The organism is Nocardioides sp. LS1 (genome assembly GCF_003865225.1).
GTDB classification, from domain to species: Bacteria; Actinomycetota; Actinomycetes; order Propionibacteriales; family Nocardioidaceae; genus Nocardioides; species Nocardioides ginsengisegetis.
In genome coordinates this window covers 306,833-327,661 of the sequence record NZ_BIFF01000006.1, presented here as the reverse complement: position 1 = coordinate 327,661, position 20,829 = coordinate 306,833, and the positions used below count along the sequence as shown (strand labels likewise).

General features: G+C 73.3%; 18 protein-coding genes. 5 read left to right on the top strand and 13 right to left on the bottom strand.

Features of this window, described 5'->3' with window-relative positions; genetic code table 11:
• The first annotated feature begins 16 nt into the window (after positions 1-16).
• Together EJF31_RS19095 and EJF31_RS19090 are read left to right on the top strand one after the other, a co-directional pair.
• Positions 17-961, top strand: coding sequence for a bifunctional riboflavin kinase/FAD synthetase (locus EJF31_RS19095; RefSeq protein WP_125038749.1), 945 nt, complete (start codon positions 17-19; stop codon positions 959-961).
• On the top strand, positions 958-1,956 hold the full coding sequence (locus EJF31_RS19090; protein ID WP_125038748.1) for a hypothetical protein: 999 nt from the start codon (positions 958-960) through the stop codon (positions 1,954-1,956). The genes EJF31_RS19095 and EJF31_RS19090 overlap by 4 nt, the downstream gene beginning before the upstream one ends.
• Before the next feature lie 76 nt (positions 1,957-2,032).
• Here the strand turns inward: EJF31_RS19090 and EJF31_RS19085 are convergent, their stop codons facing one another.
• Genes EJF31_RS19085 through EJF31_RS19070 form a run of 4 tightly spaced genes read right to left on the bottom strand, consistent with a single transcriptional unit; the run spans position 2,033 to position 6,151 of the window.
• On the bottom strand, positions 2,033-2,290 hold the full coding sequence (locus EJF31_RS19085) for an HPr family phosphocarrier protein (protein WP_125038747.1): 258 nt from the start codon (positions 2,288-2,290) through the stop codon (positions 2,033-2,035).
• A gap of 38 nt (positions 2,291-2,328) precedes the next feature.
• Complete coding sequence (locus EJF31_RS19080; RefSeq protein WP_125038746.1) at positions 2,329-4,419, bottom strand: fructose-specific PTS transporter subunit EIIC; 2,091 nt, start codon at positions 4,417-4,419, stop codon at positions 2,329-2,331.
• A gap of 2 nt (positions 4,420-4,421) precedes the next feature.
• Positions 4,422-5,381, bottom strand: coding sequence for a 1-phosphofructokinase family hexose kinase (locus tag EJF31_RS19075; RefSeq protein ID WP_125038745.1), 960 nt, complete (start codon positions 5,379-5,381; stop codon positions 4,422-4,424).
• Positions 5,378-6,151: a DeoR/GlpR family DNA-binding transcription regulator gene (locus EJF31_RS19070; RefSeq protein ID WP_260430967.1), complete on the bottom strand. Its 774-nt coding sequence runs from the start codon at positions 6,149-6,151 to the stop codon at positions 5,378-5,380. Before EJF31_RS19070 ends, EJF31_RS19075 begins: the two co-directional genes overlap by 4 nt.
• 95 nt (positions 6,152-6,246) lie before the next feature.
• On the opposite strand from EJF31_RS19070, the gene ptsP reads away from it, so the two are divergent.
• Positions 6,247-7,956 carry a phosphoenolpyruvate--protein phosphotransferase gene (ptsP, locus tag EJF31_RS19065; protein ID WP_125038744.1) on the top strand — a complete coding sequence of 570 codons (1,710 nt, stop codon included), beginning with the start codon at positions 6,247-6,249 and terminating at the stop codon, positions 7,954-7,956.
• On the opposite strand, the gene EJF31_RS22185 is transcribed toward ptsP, so the two are convergent.
• The 9 genes from EJF31_RS22185 to EJF31_RS19020 form a co-directional block, all read right to left on the bottom strand.
• A complete protein-coding gene (locus tag EJF31_RS22185) occupies positions 7,957-8,391 on the bottom strand; it encodes a LuxR family transcriptional regulator (protein ID WP_221767663.1) in 435 nt (144 codons plus the stop codon).
• Positions 8,392-8,420: 29 nt separating this feature from the next.
• Positions 8,421-9,860 (bottom strand): M20/M25/M40 family metallo-hydrolase, encoded by a 1,440-nt coding sequence (locus EJF31_RS19055; RefSeq protein ID WP_125038743.1) that lies wholly within the window; start codon positions 9,858-9,860, stop codon positions 8,421-8,423.
• 4 nt (positions 9,861-9,864) lie between these two features.
• Positions 9,865-11,106 (bottom strand): hypothetical protein, encoded by a 1,242-nt coding sequence (locus EJF31_RS19050; RefSeq protein ID WP_185736351.1) that lies wholly within the window; start codon positions 11,104-11,106, stop codon positions 9,865-9,867.
• A gap of 1 nt (position 11,107) precedes the next feature.
• Positions 11,108-13,207, bottom strand: a complete 2,100-nt coding sequence (locus EJF31_RS19045; protein ID WP_125038742.1) for a hypothetical protein — start codon at positions 13,205-13,207, stop codon at positions 11,108-11,110.
• A complete protein-coding gene (locus EJF31_RS19040; protein WP_125038741.1) occupies positions 13,204-13,752 on the bottom strand; it encodes a hypothetical protein in 549 nt (182 codons plus the stop codon). Before EJF31_RS19040 ends, EJF31_RS19045 begins: the two co-directional genes overlap by 4 nt.
• 5 nt (positions 13,753-13,757) lie before the next feature.
• Positions 13,758-15,077: a hypothetical protein gene (locus EJF31_RS19035; protein WP_221767662.1), complete on the bottom strand. Its 1,320-nt coding sequence runs from the start codon at positions 15,075-15,077 to the stop codon at positions 13,758-13,760.
• Positions 15,061-15,975, bottom strand: coding sequence for a hypothetical protein (locus EJF31_RS19030; protein WP_125038740.1), 915 nt, complete (start codon positions 15,973-15,975; stop codon positions 15,061-15,063). The genes EJF31_RS19035 and EJF31_RS19030 overlap by 17 nt, the downstream gene beginning before the upstream one ends.
• Before the next feature lie 31 nt (positions 15,976-16,006).
• Positions 16,007-17,302 carry a hypothetical protein gene (locus EJF31_RS19025; RefSeq protein ID WP_125038739.1) on the bottom strand — a complete coding sequence of 432 codons (1,296 nt, stop codon included), beginning with the start codon at positions 17,300-17,302 and terminating at the stop codon, positions 16,007-16,009.
• Between the two features lie 237 nt (positions 17,303-17,539).
• A complete protein-coding gene (locus tag EJF31_RS19020) occupies positions 17,540-19,696 on the bottom strand; it encodes a molybdopterin-dependent oxidoreductase (RefSeq protein WP_260430966.1) in 2,157 nt (718 codons plus the stop codon).
• 132 nt (positions 19,697-19,828) lie between these two features.
• On the opposite strand from EJF31_RS19020, the gene EJF31_RS19015 reads away from it, so the two are divergent.
• The gene (locus EJF31_RS19015) at positions 19,829-20,074 is read left to right on the top strand and encodes a DUF6458 family protein (RefSeq protein ID WP_125038737.1); all 246 of its coding nucleotides are present in this window, start codon (positions 19,829-19,831) and stop codon (positions 20,072-20,074) included.
• Between the two features lie 199 nt (positions 20,075-20,273).
• On the top strand, positions 20,274-20,549 hold the full coding sequence (rpsO, locus tag EJF31_RS19010; protein ID WP_125038736.1) for a 30S ribosomal protein S15: 276 nt from the start codon (positions 20,274-20,276) through the stop codon (positions 20,547-20,549).
• Positions 20,550-20,829 lie beyond the last annotated feature (280 nt).

The window sequence follows — 20,829 nt, the reverse complement described above, 5'->3', positions numbered from 1 at the left end:
CGATAGGCTGCCGCCCGTGCACATCTGGCGTTCGACCGACGAGGTCCCCGGCGACCTGGGCCGCTCCGCGGTCGTCATCGGCAACTTCGACGGGGTCCACCTCGGGCACCGTCACGTCCTGGCCCGGGCCCGCGAGCTTGCCGACGAGCAGGGGCTGACCCTCGTCGCGGTCACCTTCGACCCGCACCCGATGGCGGTGCTGCGGCCCGAGCACGCTCCGACCATGCTGACCACGCTGGAGCACCGGGCCGAGCTGCTCGTCGCGGCCGGGGCCGACGCCGTGCTGGCCGTCCCGTTCGACCGCGAGGTCGCCGACTGGTCGCCGGAGGAGTTCATCGTCCGGGTCCTCGTCGACGCGCTGCACGCCGCCGTCGTGGTGGTGGGCGCCAACTTCCGCTTCGGCAACAAGGCCGCCGGCGACGTCGCGACCCTGCACGAGTCCGGGGCGACCCACGACTTCGTCGCCGAGGGGATCGCGCTCGACGGCGGTCCGCAGGTCTGGTCCTCGACGTACGTCCGCACCTGCCTGGCGGCCGGTGACGTGGCGGGCGCCGCCGAGGCGCTGGGGGCGCCGTACGCCGTGCGCGGTGTCGTCGTCCGCGGCGACCAGCGGGGGCGCGAGCTGGGCTTCCCCACGGCCAACGTGCCCACCAACGAGAAGGTGACGGCCGCGCCCGCCGACGGCGTGTACGCCGGGTGGCTGCGACGGCTCGACACCGGCGAGACGTTCCCGGCCGCGATCAGCGTCGGCACCAACCCGACCTTCGACGGCGTCCGCGAGCGCCGGGTGGAGAGCTACGTGCTCGACCGCACCGACCTCGAGCTCTACGGCGTCGAGGTCGAGGTGTCCTTCGTCGAGAGGCTGCGCGGCATGGTGGCCTTCGAGTCGGTGGAGAAGCTCGTCGAGCAGATGGACGACGACGTCGACCGGGCGCGCGAGCTGCTCGGGGCGGTCGCGTGAAGCCGGTCCCTGCCGACCCGGTGCAGGCCGCGGAGCAGTGGTTCCTGCAGCACGGGCTGACCTACTTCGTGCCCGAGCAGCGGGCGCACGTCCGTCAGGCCCTCAAGCCGAGCCGGGTGGTGACGTTCCTCGTGGTCGTGGCCGTCCTGGCGACCGGGGCCGGGGGACTGGTCGCGTGGCTGGCGGACCAGGTCGCCCTCGGCCCCGCGACCCTCGCGACCCTGCTGCTGCTGGCCGCCGTCTGGTACGCCCTGGACCGGCTGCACGCCGCCCCGATCGTCACCTGGGCGCTCTCGCGCACCTTCGGCAGCCTCCGGACGCTGCTGCCGATGACGACCCGGGCGCTGCCGCTGCTGCTGCTCTTCATCACGTTCCTGTTCATCAACACCGAGGTGTGGCAGGTCGGCTCCAACCTCAGCCCCGGCACCCTCTGGCTCACGGTGATGCTCTTCGTGGTGCTGGCCGTCGGGTTCCTGCTGGTGCGCCTGCCCGAGGAGGTCGACCGCACCGACGACGACGTGACCGACCGGCTGCTCCTCGACGCCTGCCGGGGCACGCCGCTCGAAGGGGCCTGCCGCGAGCTGGTCGAGGACCCCGACGCCGACCCGGCTGCGCACGCCGAGGTCACCGGCTACGAGCGCTGGAACCTCGTGATCGTGCTGATGATCGTCCAGTCCGTCCAGGTGCTGCTGGTGACGCTGTCGGTCTTCGTGTTCCTCATGGTCTTCGGGTCGCTGATCATGACCCAGCCCGTGATGGACGCCTGGCTGACCTCGCCGACCCACAGCGTGCCGCACGTGAGCAGCGTGTCGGTGGCCCTGCTCCAGGTGGCGACGTTCCTCTCGGCGTTCTCCGGCCTCTACCTGACCGTCTCCACGGTCACCGACGAGACCTACCGCGAGCAGTTCTTCGGCAGCGTCCTGCGCGAGATGGAGCGGGCCGTGGGCGTGCGGGCGATCTACCTCGCCGTCCGCAACCGACCCGTCGCTTCCTGACGCAGAAACGCGTCGACCCGTCGTCAATTGACGACGGGTCGACGCGTTCTGGCGTCAATTCACGACGGGTCGGCGATCAGGCGTCGAGGTCCTTCTCGACCAGGGCCGCGATGGCGTCGAGCGCGGCCTGGTCGTCGCTCGAGACCTCGACCGTGTCGCCGTTGCCGGCGCCGAGGGTCATGATCAGCAGCGCCGAGCTGGCGTCGACCGGCTCGTCGCCCGGGATGCCGATCAGCACCTCGGAGTCGAGGTCACCGGCGGCCTCGGAGATGATCGCGGCGGGGCGGGCGTGGAGGCCGACGGCGGAGCCGACGACGACGGACTTGGTGGGCATGGTGCTCCTTCGGTGGATCGGGTGGGAGGAGAGGCAGGTCAGACGGTGACGACGTCCTCGTCGCTGGGGCCCAGGCTCTTCAGGGCGATGACGGCGGCGCTGCCGACGAGGACGCCAGCCGCCAGGCTGATCAGGTAGCCGAACACGTTGCTGACGGCGAAGATCACGAAGATGCCGCCGTGCGGGGCCCGGACGCTGACGTCGAGCGCCTCGGAGAGGCCGCCCGTGACCGCGCTGCCGAGCATGATCGCGGGGATGACCCGCAGCGGGTCGGCCGCGGCGAACGGGATCGCACCCTCGGTGATGAACGACGCGCCCAGGAGCCACCCGGCCTTGCCGTTCTCACGCTCGGGGATGTTGAACAGGTGCGGTCGTACGACGGTCGCGAGCGCCAGGGCGATCGGGGGCACCATGCCCGCGAGCATCACAGCGGCCATGATCTTCAGGCGCGGGTCCGACGCGGAGGCCGTGGCCGCAGCGCCGACGCCGGCGGCCGCGAAGCTGTAGGCCACCTTGTTGAGCGGGCCACCCATGTCGAAGGCCATCATCAGGCCCAGGATGATGCCGAGCAGCACGGCGCTGCTGCCGCTCATGGACGTCAGTCCGTCGTTGAGCTGGTTCATGAGCCAGCCGATCGGCTTGCCGAGGACGACGATCATCAGCAACCCCGCCACGATCGACGTGACGAGCGGGATCACCATGACCGGCATCAGGCCACGGGCCCAGGAGGGCACCGTGCGCTGCGCGAGCCAGTGGGCGATCAGGCCGGCGAGGACACCGCCGATGATCGCGCCGAGGAAGCCGGTCGCCGGGAGGGCCGTGCCGTTGGGGTCGACGACGCCGAACAGGTTCGAGGCGAGGCCACCCATGACGAAGCCGGGAGCGATGCCGGGCCGGTCGGCGATGGCGTAGGCGATGTAGCCGGCGAGGGCCGGGATGAAGAACGCGAACGCGGTCTTGCCGATGATGAAGAAGATCGCGCCGATGTAGGCCAGGAAGCCGGACCCGAACAGGGCGTGGTCCAGCCCGAGCCCGCTCGCGCTCGGCGGGTTGAAGAGGGTGTTGTTGACCGCGATGTCGCCGTAGGGCCCGACGATCTCGTAGCCGCCGAGCAGGAAGCTCAGGGCGATCAGCAGACCACCGGCCGCGACGAACGGGATCATGTAGGACACGCCGGTCATCAGGACGCGTCGTACGCGCCCGCCCCAGCTCTCCTGGGCACCCGCGCCCCCGCCCTCGCCGGCGGTGACCGAGCCCTCGACGCGCGGGGCGTTGGGGTCGTCGGCGTAGCGGAGCGCCTCGGCGATCATCTTGTCCGCCTCGTCGATCGGGCGCTTCACGCCCGAGGAGACGACGGGCTTGCCCGCGAAGCGGCCCCGGTCGCGGACGCCCACGTCGACCGCGAAGATCACGGCCGCTGCCTGGGCGATGGTGTCGGGGGAGAGCGGGTGCGAGCCCGCCGAGCCCTGCGTCTCGACGGCGATGGTGACGCCGGCGCGCGCGGCGGCCGCCTCCAGGGCCTCGGCGGCCATATAGGTGTGCGCGATGCCGGTGGGGCACGCGGTCACGGCGACGAGGCTCTTGGGAGGCGCAGCGCCGGCGGACGTCGGCACCGCCGTGGCCGCGGGGGTGGACGCAGCACCAGCAGAGTGCTTCGCCGTGGCGGCGGACGCCGGGCTGGTGCCGAGCTCGTGGTTGACGAGGTCGACGACCTCGTCGGGGGACTCGGCCGCCCGCAGGGAGTCGGTGAAGGCGGGCTTCACCAGCGCCCGGGCGAGCTTGGTCAGCAGCTGGAGGTGCGTGCTGTCGCCGCCCGCGGGGGCCGAGATCAGGAAGGCCAGGTCGGCCGGGCCGTCCTTGGCGCCGAAGTCGACCGGCGGGGCGAGCCGGACGAAGGCGAGCGTGGGCTCGTCGACGCCGGTGGTGCGGCAGTGGGGGATCGCAATGCCGCCGGGCAGGCCGGTGGGTGACGTGGCCTCGCGAGCGAGGGCGTCCTCCACCAGCTGGGCCACGTCGGTGGCGCGTCCGGCGCCACCGACCACGTCAGCAAGCGCGCGGATCGCCGACTCCTTGTCGGAGCCGAGGTCCACGTCGAGGCGAACCAGATCGGTCGTGATCAGGTCGGACATCGTCACCCTCCTAGGGTGAGGTTGAGGTCGCGCACCGTGACGAGCTCGGGCTTGACCTGGTGGGGATGCGGGATGGTGGTGCCGGGCAGCCCGGCTGCCGCGCTGCCGTAGGCAACAGCGAGCGCGAGTCGTTGGTCGGGGGTCCGACGCTGGATGTCCCCGAGGAGGTAGCCGAAGAGGCTGGAGTCGCCGGCACCGACGGTGCTGACGACGTTCGTGGGAGGCGGGGTGGCGTGCCACGCCCCTCCTGCGGTGACGAGCACGGCGCCGTGCGGGCCGAGGGTGGCCAGGACGGCATCGACGCCCTGCGCGACCAGGCCCATGGCCGCCTTGGCGGCGGCGTGCGGGTCGGACTCGAGCAGCTCGGGGTCGCCGCCGGTGAAGGAGGCGAGCTCCTCGCCGTTGGGCTTCATCAGGTGGGGTGCGGCCTCGGGCAGTCGGCCGACCAGGGCGCGGAGCGGCTCGTCGGAGGTGTCGACGGCGATCCGGGCGCCGTACTCGCGGAGCGCGGCGACCAGGTCGGCGTACCAGTCGACGGGGGCGCCGGGCGGCAGCGAGCCGGCGAGCACGATCCAGTCGGCGGTGCCGGCCCGGCGGCGCAGCGCCTCGAGGAGGCCGGTCAGCACCTCAGGCGTGACCGTCGGACCGGGGCTGTTGAGCTTGGTCGTGGTGCCGTCGGGCTCGCTGATGGTGATGTTGACGCGGGGACCGCCGTCGCTCGGCACCGTGCGGCAGTCGATTCCGGCCGCGAGCAGCTCGAGGACGAAGGGGTCGTCCTTGGGGGCGGGCAGGACCGCCAGGGACGGGATGCCGGCCGAGACCGAGGCGCGGGAGATGTTCACGCCCTTGCCGCCGGCCTGGGAGGTCACCGACTCGGCGCGCTGGACCGCGCCGCGCTCCAGAGGAGCGCTCAGGGTGACCGTCCGGTCGTGGGAGGGGTTGGGGGTCAGGGTCACGATCATGCGACGACCACCTCGAGGCCGGCTCTGGTCAGGGCCTTGTGGTCGGCCTGGTGGATGGAGTCGTCGGTGACCAGGACGTCGACCTCGTCGAGCGCGGCGAACCGCACCGGGGTCTCGGTCCCGATCTTGCTCGCATCGGCGAGCACGACCACGCGCCGGGCGCTGGCGACCATGGCGCGCTTGGTGGCCGCCTCGTCGTGGTCGGGGGTGGACAGTCCGTGCTCGACGGTCAGCCCGTTGGTGCCGAGGAAGACGATGTCGGCGCGGAGGTTGCCCAGGGCCACCACCGTCTCGGAGCCGACGGCGGCGTGCGTGGTCGAGCGCACCCGGCCCGGCAGCAGGTGCAGCTCGATCTGCGGGCTGCCCGCGAGCCGCGCCGCGATCGGGACGGCGTGGGTGACGATCGTGAGCCGGTGGTCGCGGGGGAGCATGCTGGCCAGCCGGCTGGTCGTGGAGCCTGCGTCCATCAGCACCGTGGATCCGGCGGGGGGCAGCAGGTCGAGGGCGGCGCGGGCGATCCGCTCCTTCTCCGCGGTGAAGGCCTGGTCGCGCTCGCCGAGGCCCGACTCGATCACCGCGAGGCTGTCCGCGGGGACGGCGCCGCCGTGCACCCGCCGGACCAGGCCCATCCGCTCGAGCGCGGAGAGATCACGCCGGACGGTTTCGGTGGTGACGTCGTACTGCTCGGCGAGTACGTTGACCGAGAGACGCCCGTGCTCGGCCACCAGTTGGGCCATCGCCTGCTGCCGCTCTTCGGCATACATGCTCATCCGGGCCCTTTCTCTCGTCGCATCAATCTGTGTATCTGTGGTTTTACGCCCGAATGTGTTGACTGTCAAGGGGTACGAGGCGTTAACTTGTGACCATGGTCACCAGTTCGGACACCCAGGCACAGCCCACGTCCCCGACCCTCCTCCGCGGCACCCCGGTCGTCCCGGGCGTGGCCCACGGGCCCGCGCTGGTCGCGCGCGGCGAGGTCTCGCCCGAGGCCATCGCGGCCTACGGGGTGGGCTCCTTCGCCGACGCCGAGGCCGCCCTCGCGGCGTACGACGAGGCGGCGGCAGCGGTCTCCGAGGGGTTCTCCCGCAAGGCGGCGAAGGCATCGGGGGCGGCCGCCCAGGTGCTCACCGCGAGCGCCGGCCTGGCCACCGACAAGGGACTGCGCGGTGCGGTGCGCAAGCAACTGCGAGCCGGTGACGACCTGCTGTCCTCGGTGCACGCGGCCGTCGAGCAGTTCGTCGGCATCTTCACCGGCATGGGCGGCCTGATGGCCGAGCGCGTCACCGACCTGCGCGACATCGAACGCCGCGTGGTGGCCCACGTCGTCGGCGAGCCCGAGCCCGGCGTGCCCGTCCCCGACGTGCCGTCGGTGCTGGTGGCCGAGGACCTCGCCCCCGCCGACACCGCGGGACTCGACCCGGCGGTCGTCGTCGGCCTGGTGACCGAGCGCGGCGGCCCGACCAGCCACACCGCGATCATCGCCCGGCAGCTCGGCATCCCGTGCATCGTCGGCACCGCCGGCATCCTGGCCGTCCGGGGCGGCACGCGCCTGCTGGTCGACGGCACCGCCGGCACGGTCGAGGTGGAGCCCGACGAGGCCTCCGCCGAGGAGCGCGTGCGCACCGACCGGGAGGCCCGCGCCGCGCTCGCGACATGGTCCGGGCCGGGCCGCACCGCCGAGGGCACACCGGTCAAGATCCTGGCCAACGTCGCCGACGGCGAGTCCGCCCGCACGTCCGCCCAGGCCCCGGTCGAGGGCGTCGGCCTGTTCCGCACCGAGCTGTGCTTCCTCAACCGCAAGGAGGAGCCGTCGGTGGAGGAGCAGGCCGAGATCTACGGCGAGGTGCTCGCTGCGTTCTCCGGCGACAAGCAGTACGTCGTGGTCCGCACGCTCGACGCCGGGTCCGACAAGCCGGTGGCGTTCGCGACGCACGAGGGCGAGGAGAACCCCGCCCTCGGCGTCCGCGGGCTCCGGCTCTCCTTCAGCAACCCCGCGCTGCTCGACCGCCAGCTCGACGGCATCGCGGCCGCGGCGCAGCAGACCGGCACCGAGACCTGGGTGATGGCGCCGATGGTGGCGACCGTCGCCGAGGCCGAGGAGTTCGCGACGAAGGTCCGCGCCCGCGGGCTCAAGGCCGGCGTGATGGTCGAGGTGCCGAGCGCGGCCCTGCTGGCCCACCGGATGCTCGAGGTCGTCGACTTCCTGTCCATCGGCACCAACGACCTCACGCAGTACACGATGGCCGCCGACCGGATGGCCACCGACCTCGCGCACCTCACCGACCCCTGGCAGCCCGCGGTGCTCCAGCTGATCGCGATCACGGCCGAGGCCGGGCGCCAGGCCGGCAAGCCGGTCGGGGTCTGCGGCGAGGCCGCCGCCGACCCGTTGCTGGCCTGCGCCCTGGTCGGCATGGGCATCACGTCGCTGTCGATGGCCGCGGCCGCCGTACGCCCCGTGGGTGCGCGGCTCGCGACGGTCGGGATGCAGGCCTGCGAGGACGCCGCCGAGGCCGCGCTGGCCGCCTCGGACCCGATGGCCGCGCGCGCGGCCGTGCTCGAGGTGCTCGGGGGCTAGTCAGTGCTCGTCGCCGGGGGCGAGCAGCGGCGCGTAGTCGTGCTCGCTCACCAGCCGTGCCACCATCTCGGCGCGGCTGGAGACGGCGAGCTTGGCGAAGATCCGCCGCAGGTGGGTGGAGACCGTCCAGACGCTGATGTCCAGGGACGTCGCGATCGCCTGGTTGGTGCGCCCGTGCGCGACCATCAGGGCGACCTGCCGCTCCCGCGGGGAGAGGGTGACGCGCAGCGCCGGCTCCTGCTCGATCATCAGGCAGCGCACGCGGCCGATCGTCACGTCGAGGAGCACGCCCTCGCGCACGTCGGTGTGGAAGTCGCCGGACTCGACCGCGTCGGCCAGGTCCGCGACGACGTCCGCGAGGCGGTCGGTGTCGGGGGCGAGGGGCGCGCGTGGCGACGGCGCGGCGGGCGGGCCGCTCGTCGGGGACGGATCCACCAGGCGGCTCGTGGTTGTGAATGACGCAGTCATGTGACTCCCGAGCGTGTCGCGCGCGATCCCCATGGCTTGACGACAGATTCGACGGTAGCAGTTCGTAAAGTCGACGGAAGCCGTTCTGCGGCGGGGTTTCGACCGATGGACGCCAAAGTTGCGAGCAGGACGACGTGGGTGTCGATCCCGGGTCGCCACCCCCGCAGGTCGAGGTGCTCGTCCGGCCCGTGCGCGCCGTCGTCGGCCGGCCCCAGCCCCAGCAGCACCGGCGGCTGGCCGAACACGCGGGCCAGCATCCCGACCGCGGGGATCGACCCGCCGGACGCCGCCACCACCGGAGTACGTCGATCGCCGGTGAGGGACGCGGCCGCGCACGCGAGGCGGACCGCTGCCCGGACGTCGGGGGCCGGGTCGAGGCAGAGACCGGCCGCGCCGCCGGCCACCTCGGTGCCGAGGCGGACACCCGCGGGGAGGTCGCGCCGCAGCGCCGCCTCGACCGCGGCCCGTCCGTCCGCGAGCACGACCCCCGGCGGCAGCCGCACGTCGACGACGGCGCGGGCCCGGGTGGGGATCGCGCCGCCGGCGGCGAACGCCTCGAGCCGCGAGACGGTCAGTGCGCCGCGCAGCGTGCTGCGCGCGGCCAGGTCGGTGGCGCGCACCGCCCGCGTCCCCGCGGCCGCGCGCACGGACGCGTCGGTGGGGAGGGTCGCCCGCAGCCCCGGGCAGGGCCGGGAGAGGGACTCCAGCACGCCAGACGCCCGGAGCAGGGCCCGCGCGAGCACCAGGCCCGGATCGACGACGGCCCCGCCGAGCCGCCCCGCGTGGACGGGCGCGCCGCCGACGTCGACGGTGACCCGGAGTGCCAGGACCCCGCGCTGCGAGACGGTGATCGTGGGGCGGCCCGGCCCGGCCGCACGGGTGTCGACCACCACGACCGCGGCCACGGGCCCCGCGAGCAGGTCGCGGCGCAGCCGGGCCAGCAGCGGCCCGAGCCCGGGGGAGCCGATCTCCTCGGCGCCGTCGACGATCGTGGCGACGTCGCCGGGTGGGCCGCCTGCACGGGTCCAGGCGGCGAGGGCCGCCAGGTGCATCATCAGCTGGCCCTTGTCGTCGCTGGCCCCGCGGGCGACCAGCCGGTGCCCGACCCGGGTCGGGATGAAGGGCGGCGAGGTCCAGCCCGGCCCGGGCGGCTTCACGTCGAGGTGGCCGTAGACGACGGTGAGTGGCCCCCGGCCGCGCCCCCGGGCCCGGCCCACGACCACGGGGCCGTGCGGGGTGCGCCGGGTCGCGACGGTCGACGTACGTGCCCCCACGCGGAGGCGGCGCGCCACCCAGGCCGCGGCGCGGTCCACGTCGGCGGCGTGCGCGCGGGACCCGCTCACGGAGGGGATGCGGAGCCACTCCTCCAGCAGCGCGAGCTCGCCGGGAGCGGCTCGCGCTGCCTGGGAACGGACCGCCCCGAGACGGTCGTCCACGGTGCTACCGCGGTCGTCGGGTGCCGGAGCGCCCGCCCCGGTAGGTGCCGCGGCCGCTGCGGCGCGGGTAGACCGGCGCCGGGTAGCGGCGCGGCTGCGCGTAGCTCGGCGGCACCGTCAGCGGGCTGCGCTCGGCGACCGGCGCCGCGATGCCCGACTGGCCCAGCGACTCCCAGGGCAGCACCCGGTCGCTCCCGCTGCGGCGCGCCAGGCTCATCGCCTGCGCGGAGGTCAGCCACTCCTCGGCCGGCTCCGCGATGTCCATCAGCAGCGCCTCGAACTCGCCGCGCGAGGTCTCCAGGATGTGCGGGCCGGCGAGCCAGCGCAGCACGTCCCGGCCGGTGACGGCCATCCGCTGCCGCGGCGAGCTCTGGAGCCGCTCGTCGAAGTAGCGGATCAGCACCTCGTCGACGACGTCCCAGGCGTTGTCGGCACCGAACAGGTCCTTGACGTCTTCCGAGCCGAGGATCGCGAAGCACTCCTCCAGCACCTGCATGACCTCGATCCGCATCACGTTGAGGTGGCCGAAGGAGGTGAACTTCAGGTTGTTGCGCAGGTCGAGCCCGGCCCGCCGGACCACGGCGATCGAGCCGAAGCTCGGGTCGATCGCCCGCTCGCGGATCACGTCGCTGATGCGCTTGTCGCGCCAGAACAGCGTGACCTGGTTGACGAAGTGGCCGAAGAGCAGGTGGAAGTCGGTGTTGGGCCGGCTCTGAGCCGAGCCCAGCCCGCGCCCGTAGCCGAGCACCCGGCGGTAGGCGTCGTGCCGGTCCTTGCGGGTGTAGCGCAGCACGTCGCGCCGGTCGAACTGGTAGAGCCGGTAGGCGCCGGGGCCCGCCGAGAGCCGGACGGCGCCGCTCTCGAAGAGCTCCTTGAGCTTCTGGACGACCTTGAAGACCCCGATCTGCTCGTGCTGGTAGAGGTAGTAGAGGTCGCCCACGGCCACGATCCGCTCGGAGCTGACCGTCTCGTCGTACGGCGTGACACCGTGCGTCGTCAGCGTCTCGCCGAACTCCCGTGCCGCGTCGGGCCCGATGCCGACCAGCGCGGCCAGGCCCCGGTCGGGCGGCCCGCCGGCGAGGTTGTCGGCGGCAATGGCGGCGTTCTCCAGGTCGTCGATCTGGCCGTTGAGCTCCTCGGCCAGCGCCGGGTTGGAGACCAGGCTGCCGGACAGCTGGTCGGCGACCTGCTCGCGCAGCGCGTGGATCCGGTCGATCCGCTCCTGGTACTGCTTCTCGGTCAGCATCTCAGTACTCCTCGTCCTCGGTCGCGGCCGTCGCCCACTCCACGTGGTCGGTCAGGTAGCGGTCGACGTCGTTGCTCCCGGCGGCCGCGTCGGCGGTCGCCGACGCCCAGCCGGCGACCAGCTGCGCCTCCCGGGCGGCGGCGTCGCGGGCCAGCGAGACCAGCTGCTCCCGATCGTCCAGTGCCGCGCGCTCCTCGCGGATCTCCCGCATCCGGGTCGCGTGCGGGCGCTTGCGGTCCCGGGGCGCCTTGGTGTGCTTGGCCTCCTCGCTGGCGTACTCCGCGTCCAGCTCCGCGCGCCGTACGTCGATCGCCTCGAGCTCGACGACCGCCAGGGCCCGGGCGGCCTCGGTGTCGCGCAGCTGCCGCTCGGCTTCCGCGCGCATCCCGTCGAGCTGGCCGGCCAGCGCGCGGGCCCGACCCGCCGCCGCCATCGTCTCCTTGAGGTCCTTCGGCCCGGCCGGGCCGGGCTCGGGCTTCTCGGGGTGCCAGTCGAGGCCGTCGGGGTCGTCGGCGACCACGAGGCGCGGCCAGGTGCGCACCGGCGGTGCCACCACCACCCGGCCGAGCTCGGTGTCGACGACGGCCGCGGGTGCGTGGGACGCCGGCAGGACGGCGCCGGCCTCGGTGAGCGGGACCCCCACCTCCCTCAGGATCGGCCTGATGTCCTTGACCCGGAACAGCGCCGAGATGCTCTCCCCGTCGGTGGTGGTGGTGTTCTTCAGCGGCAGGATCAGGTCGCGCGGGTCGGCGTCGGCCACGTCGCAGTCGCCGGTGCGCAGCTGCTGGCCGCGCGGCACGAACGCCGGCATGTGGGTGGCCCGCAGGTTGTGGCCGCGGAACTCGACGTTGGCGACGTGCGTCTGCTTCTTGTCGTCGGCCCGCAGCCCCAGCTCGGACACGGTGATGTCGACCAGGACCACCCCGGCGAACCGGCCGATCCGCTGGGCGCGCCGGGCCAGCTCCATGAGCAGCCGGCACAGGGAGGCCACCGCGATCTGGACCCGGGCGGCCCGCATCCCGGCCGGCCAGCGGCTGCAGCACGAGGTCGGCAGGTAGCGGACGGGGACGCCGCGGCCCGCCGGACGCGCCGGCAGCAGCGGGTCGGCGAGGAAGTGCTTGAAGGTGTCGGCGAGCGTGACGGCGGTCGGCGTCAGCCCGGCGACCACCCCGTCGCGGCCGGCGTCCTGAGCGAGCCGGCGGCCCTCGTCGGTCAGGAAGGCCGACAGCCACTGGAGCAGCCCGTCGAGGGTGAGGTTCGCGTCGTCGTCGAGCATGATCGTGCGCCGCTCCGACAGCCCGACCAAGACCGAGTCGAGCACCGCCTCGAGCTCCTCCACCTGGTCGGAGGCGGCCTCCATGAGCCGGCTGATGAAGATCAGCTCGGTGCCGAGGAAGCCCCCGCCGTCCTCACCCGTGAAGCGGGACCGCTGCCGGTCCCACGCGTCGCGCAGGTCGGCGACGAGGTCCGCGAGGGTCCAGAACGCCGTGCGCAGGCCCTCCTCCTCGACGGTGTTGACGTTGTCGTCGGTCAGGCCGAAGCGGTCGCGCAGCGCACCGAGCTGGCCGCCGACCGTGTCGGCACTGACCCGGCCGGTGCCGACGAGCCCGGCGAGGTAGCTGTCCACCATGCTCACGCGCGGACCGCCGGGGGAGCCGAGCTCGTCGACCAGCGACTGCACGGCGTTGCGGACGATGACCCGGTAGGCCTCCATGTCGTCGGCGTCGCCGTCGGTGCGCAACGGGGTGAGCCCGTCGAGGATCCGGAGGATCTCGGCCCGGGCGATCAGGGCCCGGCGGTAGAGCGAGGCCTGGCCACCGGACACGGCGCCGAGGTCGGCCTGGACGGCGTAGCCGCGGGGCACGAACTGCGACTCGACGTGCCCCTCGACCTTCACCAGGCGGAAGGCCGCGGTGAGCGCGTCGACGAACGCCTTCGGGTCCTCGTGGCGGCTGCGCACCCCGAGCACGTTGCGGATCGCGGTGCGCACTGCGGGACCCTGGTCCAGGGCGGTCACGGCGGCCGGGCGGGCGGTGTCCACCATCGTCGGGAACGCCTGGTCGACGTCGACCACCGGCATGGTGTGGGCTTTCTTGGTCACGATGTCCTCCAGGTGATCGGGGCTGCTGTGTCGGTCTCGGGGCTGTCCTGCTGGTCCGGCGGCGGCGCCTCGGCGGGCGGGTGGCGCAGCCAGAGCGTGATCAGCTCGGCGAGCTCCATCCAGACCCGGCGGGAGCTCGCGACGGCGTCGAGGAGCGGCTGCTCGCAGCGCTGCTGCGACTGCTCCACGCTGCCCTGCCAGGCCCGCCAGTCCCGCCCGCCGCGACGGGCCACCTGGCGCATCGCGCCCACGGCGGCGTACGAGCGCAGGTCGCGCCAGTAGCAGGTGGTCGCCGCGGCGAGGGCCTCGTCGACGACCGGCATCCGCAGCGAGACGAGGGTGGGGCCGTCGATGCCGAGCAGCTCCTGGCCGGCCGCGACGACCGACGACTGGAGCTCGGTGACCTGCTCGGCGAAGTGGTCGACGGCCGCGACCTCGCTGCCGTCGGGCCGGTCCTCGTGGGTGATCATCACCAGCTCGGTGACGGCCTCGGAGAGGCGCTGGGTGGAGTCGCGCAGGTCGCGCAGGGCGAGGGAGATCGTCATCGCGATCACGTCCCCGCCAGGGCCGCGTAGAAGTTCCGCATCAGCACGTCGGGTGCCGCCAGCCGGCGGTCGACGGCGATCCGGACCGCGCCGATCAGGAAGCGCTCGGGGACGACGCCGGGGTCGGTGCCCTTCGCGAGCCGGCCCGCGGCCTCCTCGATCATCGCCTGCTGGCGCGGCTCGAAGGTGATCACCTGGCGCAGCGACTTCTCGCCCAGCGAGGGGAACGAGGTGTAGCAGACCGCGTCCACGACCGCCTTCACCGCGGCCGGCCTCGTCTCGAGCATCGCCCGCGGGATCGTCGTACCGCGCGTGGAGGGGTAGAGCCGCCGCCACAGGCGCTCGTAGTCGCGGGCGATCTCGGGGAAACCCATCCGGCGGAGCAGGTGGCTGGAGAGGTAGGTGCGGAGGTACGGCGTGGGGTGGACGCCGTGCGGGGAGAAGGCCAGCACCTGCTCGGGGGAGCGGCCGATCACGTCCATCAGCGAGGCGACGAAGGCCTCGCCGCCGAGCATGCAGCCCATCAGGTCGGCGAAGATCTCGCGGTCCCACTGGGCCCAGGTGCGCGCGACGGGGGCCGGTGCCCCGGCCGCGAGGACGGCCCGGTGGATCGCCTTCGGGATCTCGTGCTGGAGGCCGAGCTCGTTCTGGAGGTTGTGGCAGACCTCGTGCAGGACCGCGCCCATCGTCCAGGGGTTCACCATCCGGTGATAGGGCAGCTGGACGAGCGGGAACGGGTTGAGCTGGCGGCCGAGCTTCCGCAGCGGGATGTTGCGGCGGTACGTCGCGGGCGAGAAGCCGGTGCGCATGTAGGCGAACGGCCCCGGGCTCGGGATCGAGAGCGGCCGGCCCAGGTGCATGTGCACGTGCTGGTAGCAGTCGAGCGCGATCTTGTCGCAGGCGTAGAGCCAGTCCCCGAAGGCGCCCTGACGCTGGCCGAAGAGCTCGAAGTAGAAGTCCCAGACCCGCTCGGTGGCGCGGACCCAGTCGTGGGCCCGGCTCTTGAGCCGCAGCAGGTCCCCGACGTCGTCCCGGCGGCCGCGCCCGGCGGCCTCGACCTCCAGCACCGCCGACTCCAGCGGCCGCCGGAGCCGGGCGAGCAGGTCGTTGACCGCCTGCACGTGCCCCTCGGATGGGCGGGCCACGCCGGTGCCGAACTCCGCGCGGCGGAAGTCGCGCAGGGCCTCGAGGTGGCGTCGTACGTTGACGCCCTGGCCGACCGCGAACGCGGCGACCGGATCGGGTGCGGAGCCGGCCCCCCGCACCCGGGCCTCCCTCCCGGGGGCGAGGTGCTCGGGGCCGACCCGCTCAGCGACGGCGGACACGGCGGTTCACCCGCCGGTTGGCCGGACGCACGGGGCGGCGGTAGCCGGGGCCGTAGCCGGGGCGACCGCTGTAGACGCGGTAGGCCCGGTTGCCGCGACGGCGCGAGCTCCACCGGGCCCGGCGGTTCCAGCGCCGGTCGAAGCTGGTGACCGCGCGCATCGGCGAGGCCGGTTGGCGCAGCACGCGCCCGGTCATGGTGCCGAGGGTGCGGACCACCGTGGTGGCGTCGATCGGACGGCCGTTGGCAGCCTGGTCGGCGAGGCTCTGTGCGGTGCGCTGCAGCACCACGGGCAGGGCGCGCACGAGGCGGCGGGTCTGCGGGCTGCGCCGCAGCCGGCGGGCGATCCGGGTCGCGCCGCGGATCAGGGCCGGCGCGTTGCGGGCCAGCACGGACGCGGCCCGCGGGATGAGCCGCGCCGCGATCGGCACGAGGGCGCCGACGAAGGCCTCGGCCTCGGCCTCGGACTGCGCGCGCTCGGCGCGCACCGCGAGGTGGGCCATCGTCTCGGCATCGCGGTAGATCCGTCGGACCGGGTTGACGAAGCCCTCGGCCTCCTCCTCGGCCTCGTCCTCGAACTCCGCCTCGAGCTCGGCCTCGGACTCCATCTCGGCCTCCGCCTCGAACTCGAACTCGTACTCCTGCTCGTCCTCGTACTCGCCCTCGCCGCCCAGGAGGGAGCCGGCGATCTTGGCGAGCGGGCCGAAGAAGGCCTCGTCCTCGAGCTCCTCCTCGTACTCGTCCTCGTACTCACCCTCGCCGAGCAGGGAGCCGGCGATCTTGGCGAGCGGGCCGAAGAACGCCTCGTCCTCGTACTCCTCCTCGCCCTCATACTCGTCCTCCAGCTCGTCCTCGTACTCGCCCTGGATGGCGGGGTAGCGGTGGTTCATCGTGGTCATCTCGACTCCTCCGGGCATGACAGGTGGGGGATCAGCGGCGGCGCTTGCTGGCGGCCAGCCCGACGGGGCGGCCGGTGGGCACGGCGCCGCGGGGCACCTTCACGTCGCTGACGACGCGGACGGTGCGGGCCGGGGCGCCACCGCGGGCGGGCACCCGGACCGGCGTGACGACCCGGACGAACCCGGGACGCGGCCGGCTGATGCGGGCCCCGGCACGGACCGTGCGCTGGGCGACGGGACGGCGGCGCACCGTGGCGACCGGCCGGCGGCGAGCGACGTACGACGTCCCGCGGGTGCGGCGAGCGGGGTGGCGCTGACCGGGGCGGTGGCCGTGGCGGTGCCGGCGGCGGTGCACGTGGGCCAGTCCGCGGGCGTGGCGGCGGGAGACGGCGCGCTGCCAGCGGCCGTCGGTCAGCACGCGCTGGGCGCTGCCGGCCATGACGGCGCCGACGTCCTCGGGCCGGATCCGGCGACCGGACGCCTGGAGCTGGGCGATCGTGCCGGCCGTGGAGCCGACGATGCCGGGCACCAGGCGGACGCCGGGCCGGGAGGCGGGGTTGCGGTGCAGCACGCGGGTCAGCACGGCCGCTCCGCGGAGCAGGTGGGGGAGCAGGTGCTCGAGCTCGCGGCGCTCGCGGGCGCTCATCGTCATCGTGACCGCCGAGCCGACGAAGCTCTCGGCCTCCGCCTCGGACTCCGCGGCCGCGGCGCGGGCGGCGAGGTACTCCGCCTGGGCCTGGTGGCCGGTGACCGGCGCGGTCGCCATCTCCTCCAGCTCCGACTCCAGCTCGTCCTCGAACTCGCCCTCGAGCTGCGAGGTGACGGCGCGGGCGAGCATCCCGGCGGCGGGGCCGCCGACGGCGGTGGCCACGAGTGGGGCGGCGGTCTTCGCGATCCGCTTCAGCAGCGGTGCGGCCCGGCGCAGCGCGCGCCCGATGCGCTTGAAGAAGAGCTCGGCCTCGGCCTCCGCCTCGTCCTCGTACTCACCCTCGAGCTCGTCCTCGTACTCCTCCTCGCCGAGGAGTGAGCCGGCGATCTTGGCGAGCGGGCCGAAGAAGGCCTCGTCCTCGTACTCCTCCTCCAGCTCGTCCTCGTACTCGCCTTCGTACTCGTCCTCGAACTCCGACTCGAGCTCCATCTCGAACTCGTCCTCGTACTCGCCCTCGAGCTCGTCCTCCATCTCGAGCTCGTACTCGTCCTCGTACTCCTCCTCGCCGAGCAGGGAGCCGGCGATCTTCGCCAGGCCCCCGAGGAATGCCTCCTCCTCGGCCTCGTACTCGTCCTCGTGCTCGAGTTCGTCCTCGAACTCGGTGTGCGCCTGCGTCATCGCTCTCGTCCTCTCAGCGCGTCGAGCCGGCGGGCTCGCCGATGGAATGGCCCCCAGTCAACGGCCGGGACGCGGGCGCGCGTCAGTCCCACGTGCGGGGTCGCCGGAGTGGGGTCGGGCGGGCGTGGTCACGCACCCGAGGTGACGCAGGGATGTCTCACCCGGGCAGGTGAGACGCAGGTGTGCTGCCCCGTCCGGGCCAGCGGCAGGGGTCCGTCCGGGCCAGCCCCGACGCCGTCAGACGGTGACGGTGACCGGTACGCCGTTGAGCGCGGCGTTCCCCGAGATGTCGAGTCGCTCGGGGTCGGTGAGGTCGTTGATCGAGACGCCCGGCACCTTGGCCGCGTGGCCGAGGCGGGTGCCGTCGACCTGGTGGCCGTAGCCGTGGGGGAGGGACACGACGCCGGGCATCATGTCCTCCGCGCCGGTGACCTCGACGACCACCGACCCCACCCGCGAGGTGACCGTCACGTGCGTGCCGGCCTCGATGCCGCGCGCGGCCAGGTCGTCGGGGTGCATGAGGAGCTGGTGGCGCGGCTTGCCGCGGGTGAGCCGCTCGGTGTTGTGCATCCAGGAGTTGTTGTCCTGCTGGTGGCGCCGCCCGATCAGCAGCAGCTGGTCGGGGTCGGGCACCTCGGTCGACGCCAGCGACGCACGCAGCCGGGCCATGTCGTCGGTGACCAGGGTCGGGTTCAGCGAGATCCGCTTGTCCTTCGTCTGGAGCCGCCCGGGCAGCGTGGGGCGCAGCGGCCCGAGGTCGACGCCCTCGGGGTGGGCGCGCAGCTGCCGCATCGAGACCTTGCGTCCGGTGGCGAGCAGCGCCGTGAGCTGGATCGTCGGCGACATCGCGAAGCGCGCCCGCTGTGCCAGCCGCTTGCGCAGCCCGGGCTTGTGGTCGAGCCGGTCCTGCACGCGCCGGGCCAGCTCGGCGAAGACCTGCCAGTCGTGGCGCGCGTCGTCGGGCTTGGCGAACACGGCAGGGGTGAACCGCGCGGTGTTCCGCACGGCCAGGCCGTGGAAGACGATGTCGTAGTGGTCCCGCTCGAGCGCGGTCGTCGGCGGCAGGATCACGTCGGCGTGGCGGGTCGTCTCGTTGAGGTAGATGTCGATCGCCGCCATGAAGTCCAGCGAGTCGAACGCCCGCGAGAGCGACTTGCCGTCCGGCGTCGACAGGACCGGGTTGCCCGCCACGGTCAGGACCGCCCGGATCTGCCCGTCGCCGGGCGTCTCGATCTCCTCGCGCATCACCGAGACCGGCAGCTCCCCGCCGTACTCCGGGATCCCGCGCACGCGGCTCCGCCAGATGTCGAAGTGACCGCGCCCGATGATGCCGCGCCCGACCGCGTCCACCGCCGGCTCCGGGAACAGCAGCCCGCCCTCGCGGTCGACGTTGCCGGTCAGCAGGTTCAGGCACTGGATCGCCCACTGGCAGATGGAGCCGAAGCCGTGCGTGGAGACGCCCAGCCGGCCGTACGCCGCCGCGCCGTCGGCCGCCGCGAACTCGCGGGTGATCCGTCGGATCACGTCGGCCGGGACCCCGCTGAGCGGCTCGGCGTGCTCGGGGGTGAAGTCCGCGACGAGTTCCCGGACCGCCTCGACGTCGTCTACGTACGCCGCGGGGGAGGTCAGGTCCTCCTCCAGCAGCACCTGCAGCATCGCCAGGAGCACCACCGCGTCCGAGCCCGGCCGCACGAAGTGGTGCTCGGTCGCGACCTTCGCGGTCTCGGTGCGACGCGGGTCGAGGACGACCATCCGGCCGCCGCGCTTCTTCAGCGCGCGCAGCCGCTTCGGGAAGTCCGGCACCGTCATCAGGGAGCCATTGGAGGCCATCGGGTTGGCCCCGAACACCAGGAAGTACGACGTGCGGTCGATGTCGGGGATCGGCAGCAGCAGCTGGTGGCCGTACATCTGCCAGGCCACGAACTGGTGCGGGATCTGGTCGACCGAGGAGGCGCTGAACCGGTTGCGGGTGCGCAGCGTCTTGATCATCGGCAGCCCGTGCGTGGACGACCCGAGCGAGTGGGCGTTGGGGTTGCCCAGGTAGATCCCGATCGCGTCGCGGCCGTGCCGGTTGGCCGCGGTCGCCAGCCCCTCGGCCACCAGGTCGAGCGCCTCGTCCCAGTCGATCTCGACCCACTGGGCGTCGGGGCCGCGGCCGATCCGCCGCACCGGGCGTCGCAGCCGGTCCGGGTCGTCGTAGATGTCGGCCAGCGCGACGCCCTTGGGGCAGATGTGGCCGCGGGACAGCGGGTCGGCCTCGTTGCCCCGGATCGAGGTCACCCGGCCGTCCTCGATGCCCAGCTCGAGCCCGCAGATCGCCTCGCAGAGGTTGCACACGCCCAGGCGCGTGCCCGTGAAGTCGTCGGGAACCGGTCCGTTCGTCAGGATGCCCACGGCCGCCATCGTGCCACCGGAACTGTCACGGTGACAGGGGCCGGGTCCACCGGATGGCCACCCCACCCGGCTAACCTGCGGGTGCAGAGCCGCCCGCCACCCGGGCGGCCACGTCTGAAAGGGACTCCCGCCATGGGCTACGGACTCGGTGTCTTCCTCCTCGCGATCGGCCTGATCCTGGCCCTCGCGGTGACCGACAGCATCAACAGCGTCGACCTGACGATGGTCGGGTGGATCCTCACCTTCGCCGGCGTGCTCGTCATCGCGCTGACGGCCGTCCAGGCCAACCGCAGTCGCCGCTCCACGGCGGTCGTCACGCACGCCGACGGCTCCCAGACGGTCAGCGAGCGCCGCGACGACGTGCCCCCGGCCGTCTGACCCGAACGCCTGGGCAGCACCCTGCTCCATCCCCGGCGCCCGGCGCGGGACCGCGATTCGGCGGTGCCGCCCGGGCGTTGGTAGTCTCTCCCGGTTGCCCCCGTGAGGGGTGACACGCCGTCCAACGGCCGCGGACAGAGAGCGCCCCGGGCACCAGGCCCGGAGCACCGCGCAACGGAAGAACTGGAAGGAGCCCCGCATGTCGATCGGTACCGACGCGGAGACCAAGAAGAGGATCATCGCCGAGTACGCCACGGGCGAGGGCGACACCGGTTCGCCGGAGGTCCAGATCGCGCTGCTCAGCCACCGCATCAGCCACCTCACCGACCACCTCAAGACGCACAAGCACGACCACCACAGCCGTCGTGGCCTGCTGCTGCTCGTCGGCCAGCGCCGCCGCCTTCTCAACTACCTGCAGAAGACGGAGATCGACCGCTACCGGTCGATCATCGAGCGTCTCGGCCTGCGTCGCTGATCTCCAGCTTCGAAGGGTGGAGCGGCTGCCCTGTCCGGGTGGCCGCTCCACTCACATTTCGGGTCTTTCCCGCTAGGGTCTGACCGTCGGCGGTCACCGGCCGTGCCCGGAGCCGCCACAACTGAACAAACACACCACACCAGGAGCGACCCGCACGTTCTGGCCCGGTCCTCGGTAGTGGCTCTCAGGGCTCCCGCCCCGCTCACGCGGGCGAGTCGCTGCGAGCCTCGATCGAAGACCGGCCCCCTCCCAGCACACACGGCGAGGGACCACAGGGCGG

Excerpts from the sequence above, each read along its gene's own strand:
- EJF31_RS19085 (WP_125038747.1), bottom strand. The coding sequence starts at position 2,290 with ATGCCCACCAAGTCCGTCGTCGTCGGCTCCGCCGTCGGCCTCCACGCC.
- EJF31_RS19080 (WP_125038746.1), bottom strand. The coding sequence starts at position 4,419 with ATGTCCGACCTGATCACGACCGATCTGGTTCGCCTCGACGTGGACCTC.
- EJF31_RS19075 (WP_125038745.1), bottom strand. The coding sequence starts at position 5,381 with ATGATCGTGACCCTGACCCCCAACCCCTCCCACGACCGGACGGTCACC.
- EJF31_RS19070 (WP_260430967.1), bottom strand. The coding sequence starts at position 6,151 with ATGAGCATGTATGCCGAAGAGCGGCAGCAGGCGATGGCCCAACTGGTG.
- ptsP (WP_125038744.1), top strand. The coding sequence starts at position 6,247 with ATGGTCACCAGTTCGGACACCCAGGCACAGCCCACGTCCCCGACCCTC.
- EJF31_RS19050 (WP_185736351.1), bottom strand. The coding sequence starts at position 11,106 with ATGCTGACCGAGAAGCAGTACCAGGAGCGGATCGACCGGATCCACGCG.
- EJF31_RS19040 (WP_125038741.1), bottom strand. The coding sequence starts at position 13,752 with ATGACGATCTCCCTCGCCCTGCGCGACCTGCGCGACTCCACCCAGCGC.
- EJF31_RS19030 (WP_125038740.1), bottom strand. The coding sequence starts at position 15,975 with ATGACCACGATGAACCACCGCTACCCCGCCATCCAGGGCGAGTACGAG.
- EJF31_RS19025 (WP_125038739.1), bottom strand. The coding sequence starts at position 17,302 with ATGACGCAGGCGCACACCGAGTTCGAGGACGAACTCGAGCACGAGGAC.
- EJF31_RS19015 (WP_125038737.1), top strand. The coding sequence starts at position 19,829 with ATGGGCTACGGACTCGGTGTCTTCCTCCTCGCGATCGGCCTGATCCTG.
- rpsO (WP_125038736.1), top strand. The coding sequence starts at position 20,274 with ATGTCGATCGGTACCGACGCGGAGACCAAGAAGAGGATCATCGCCGAG.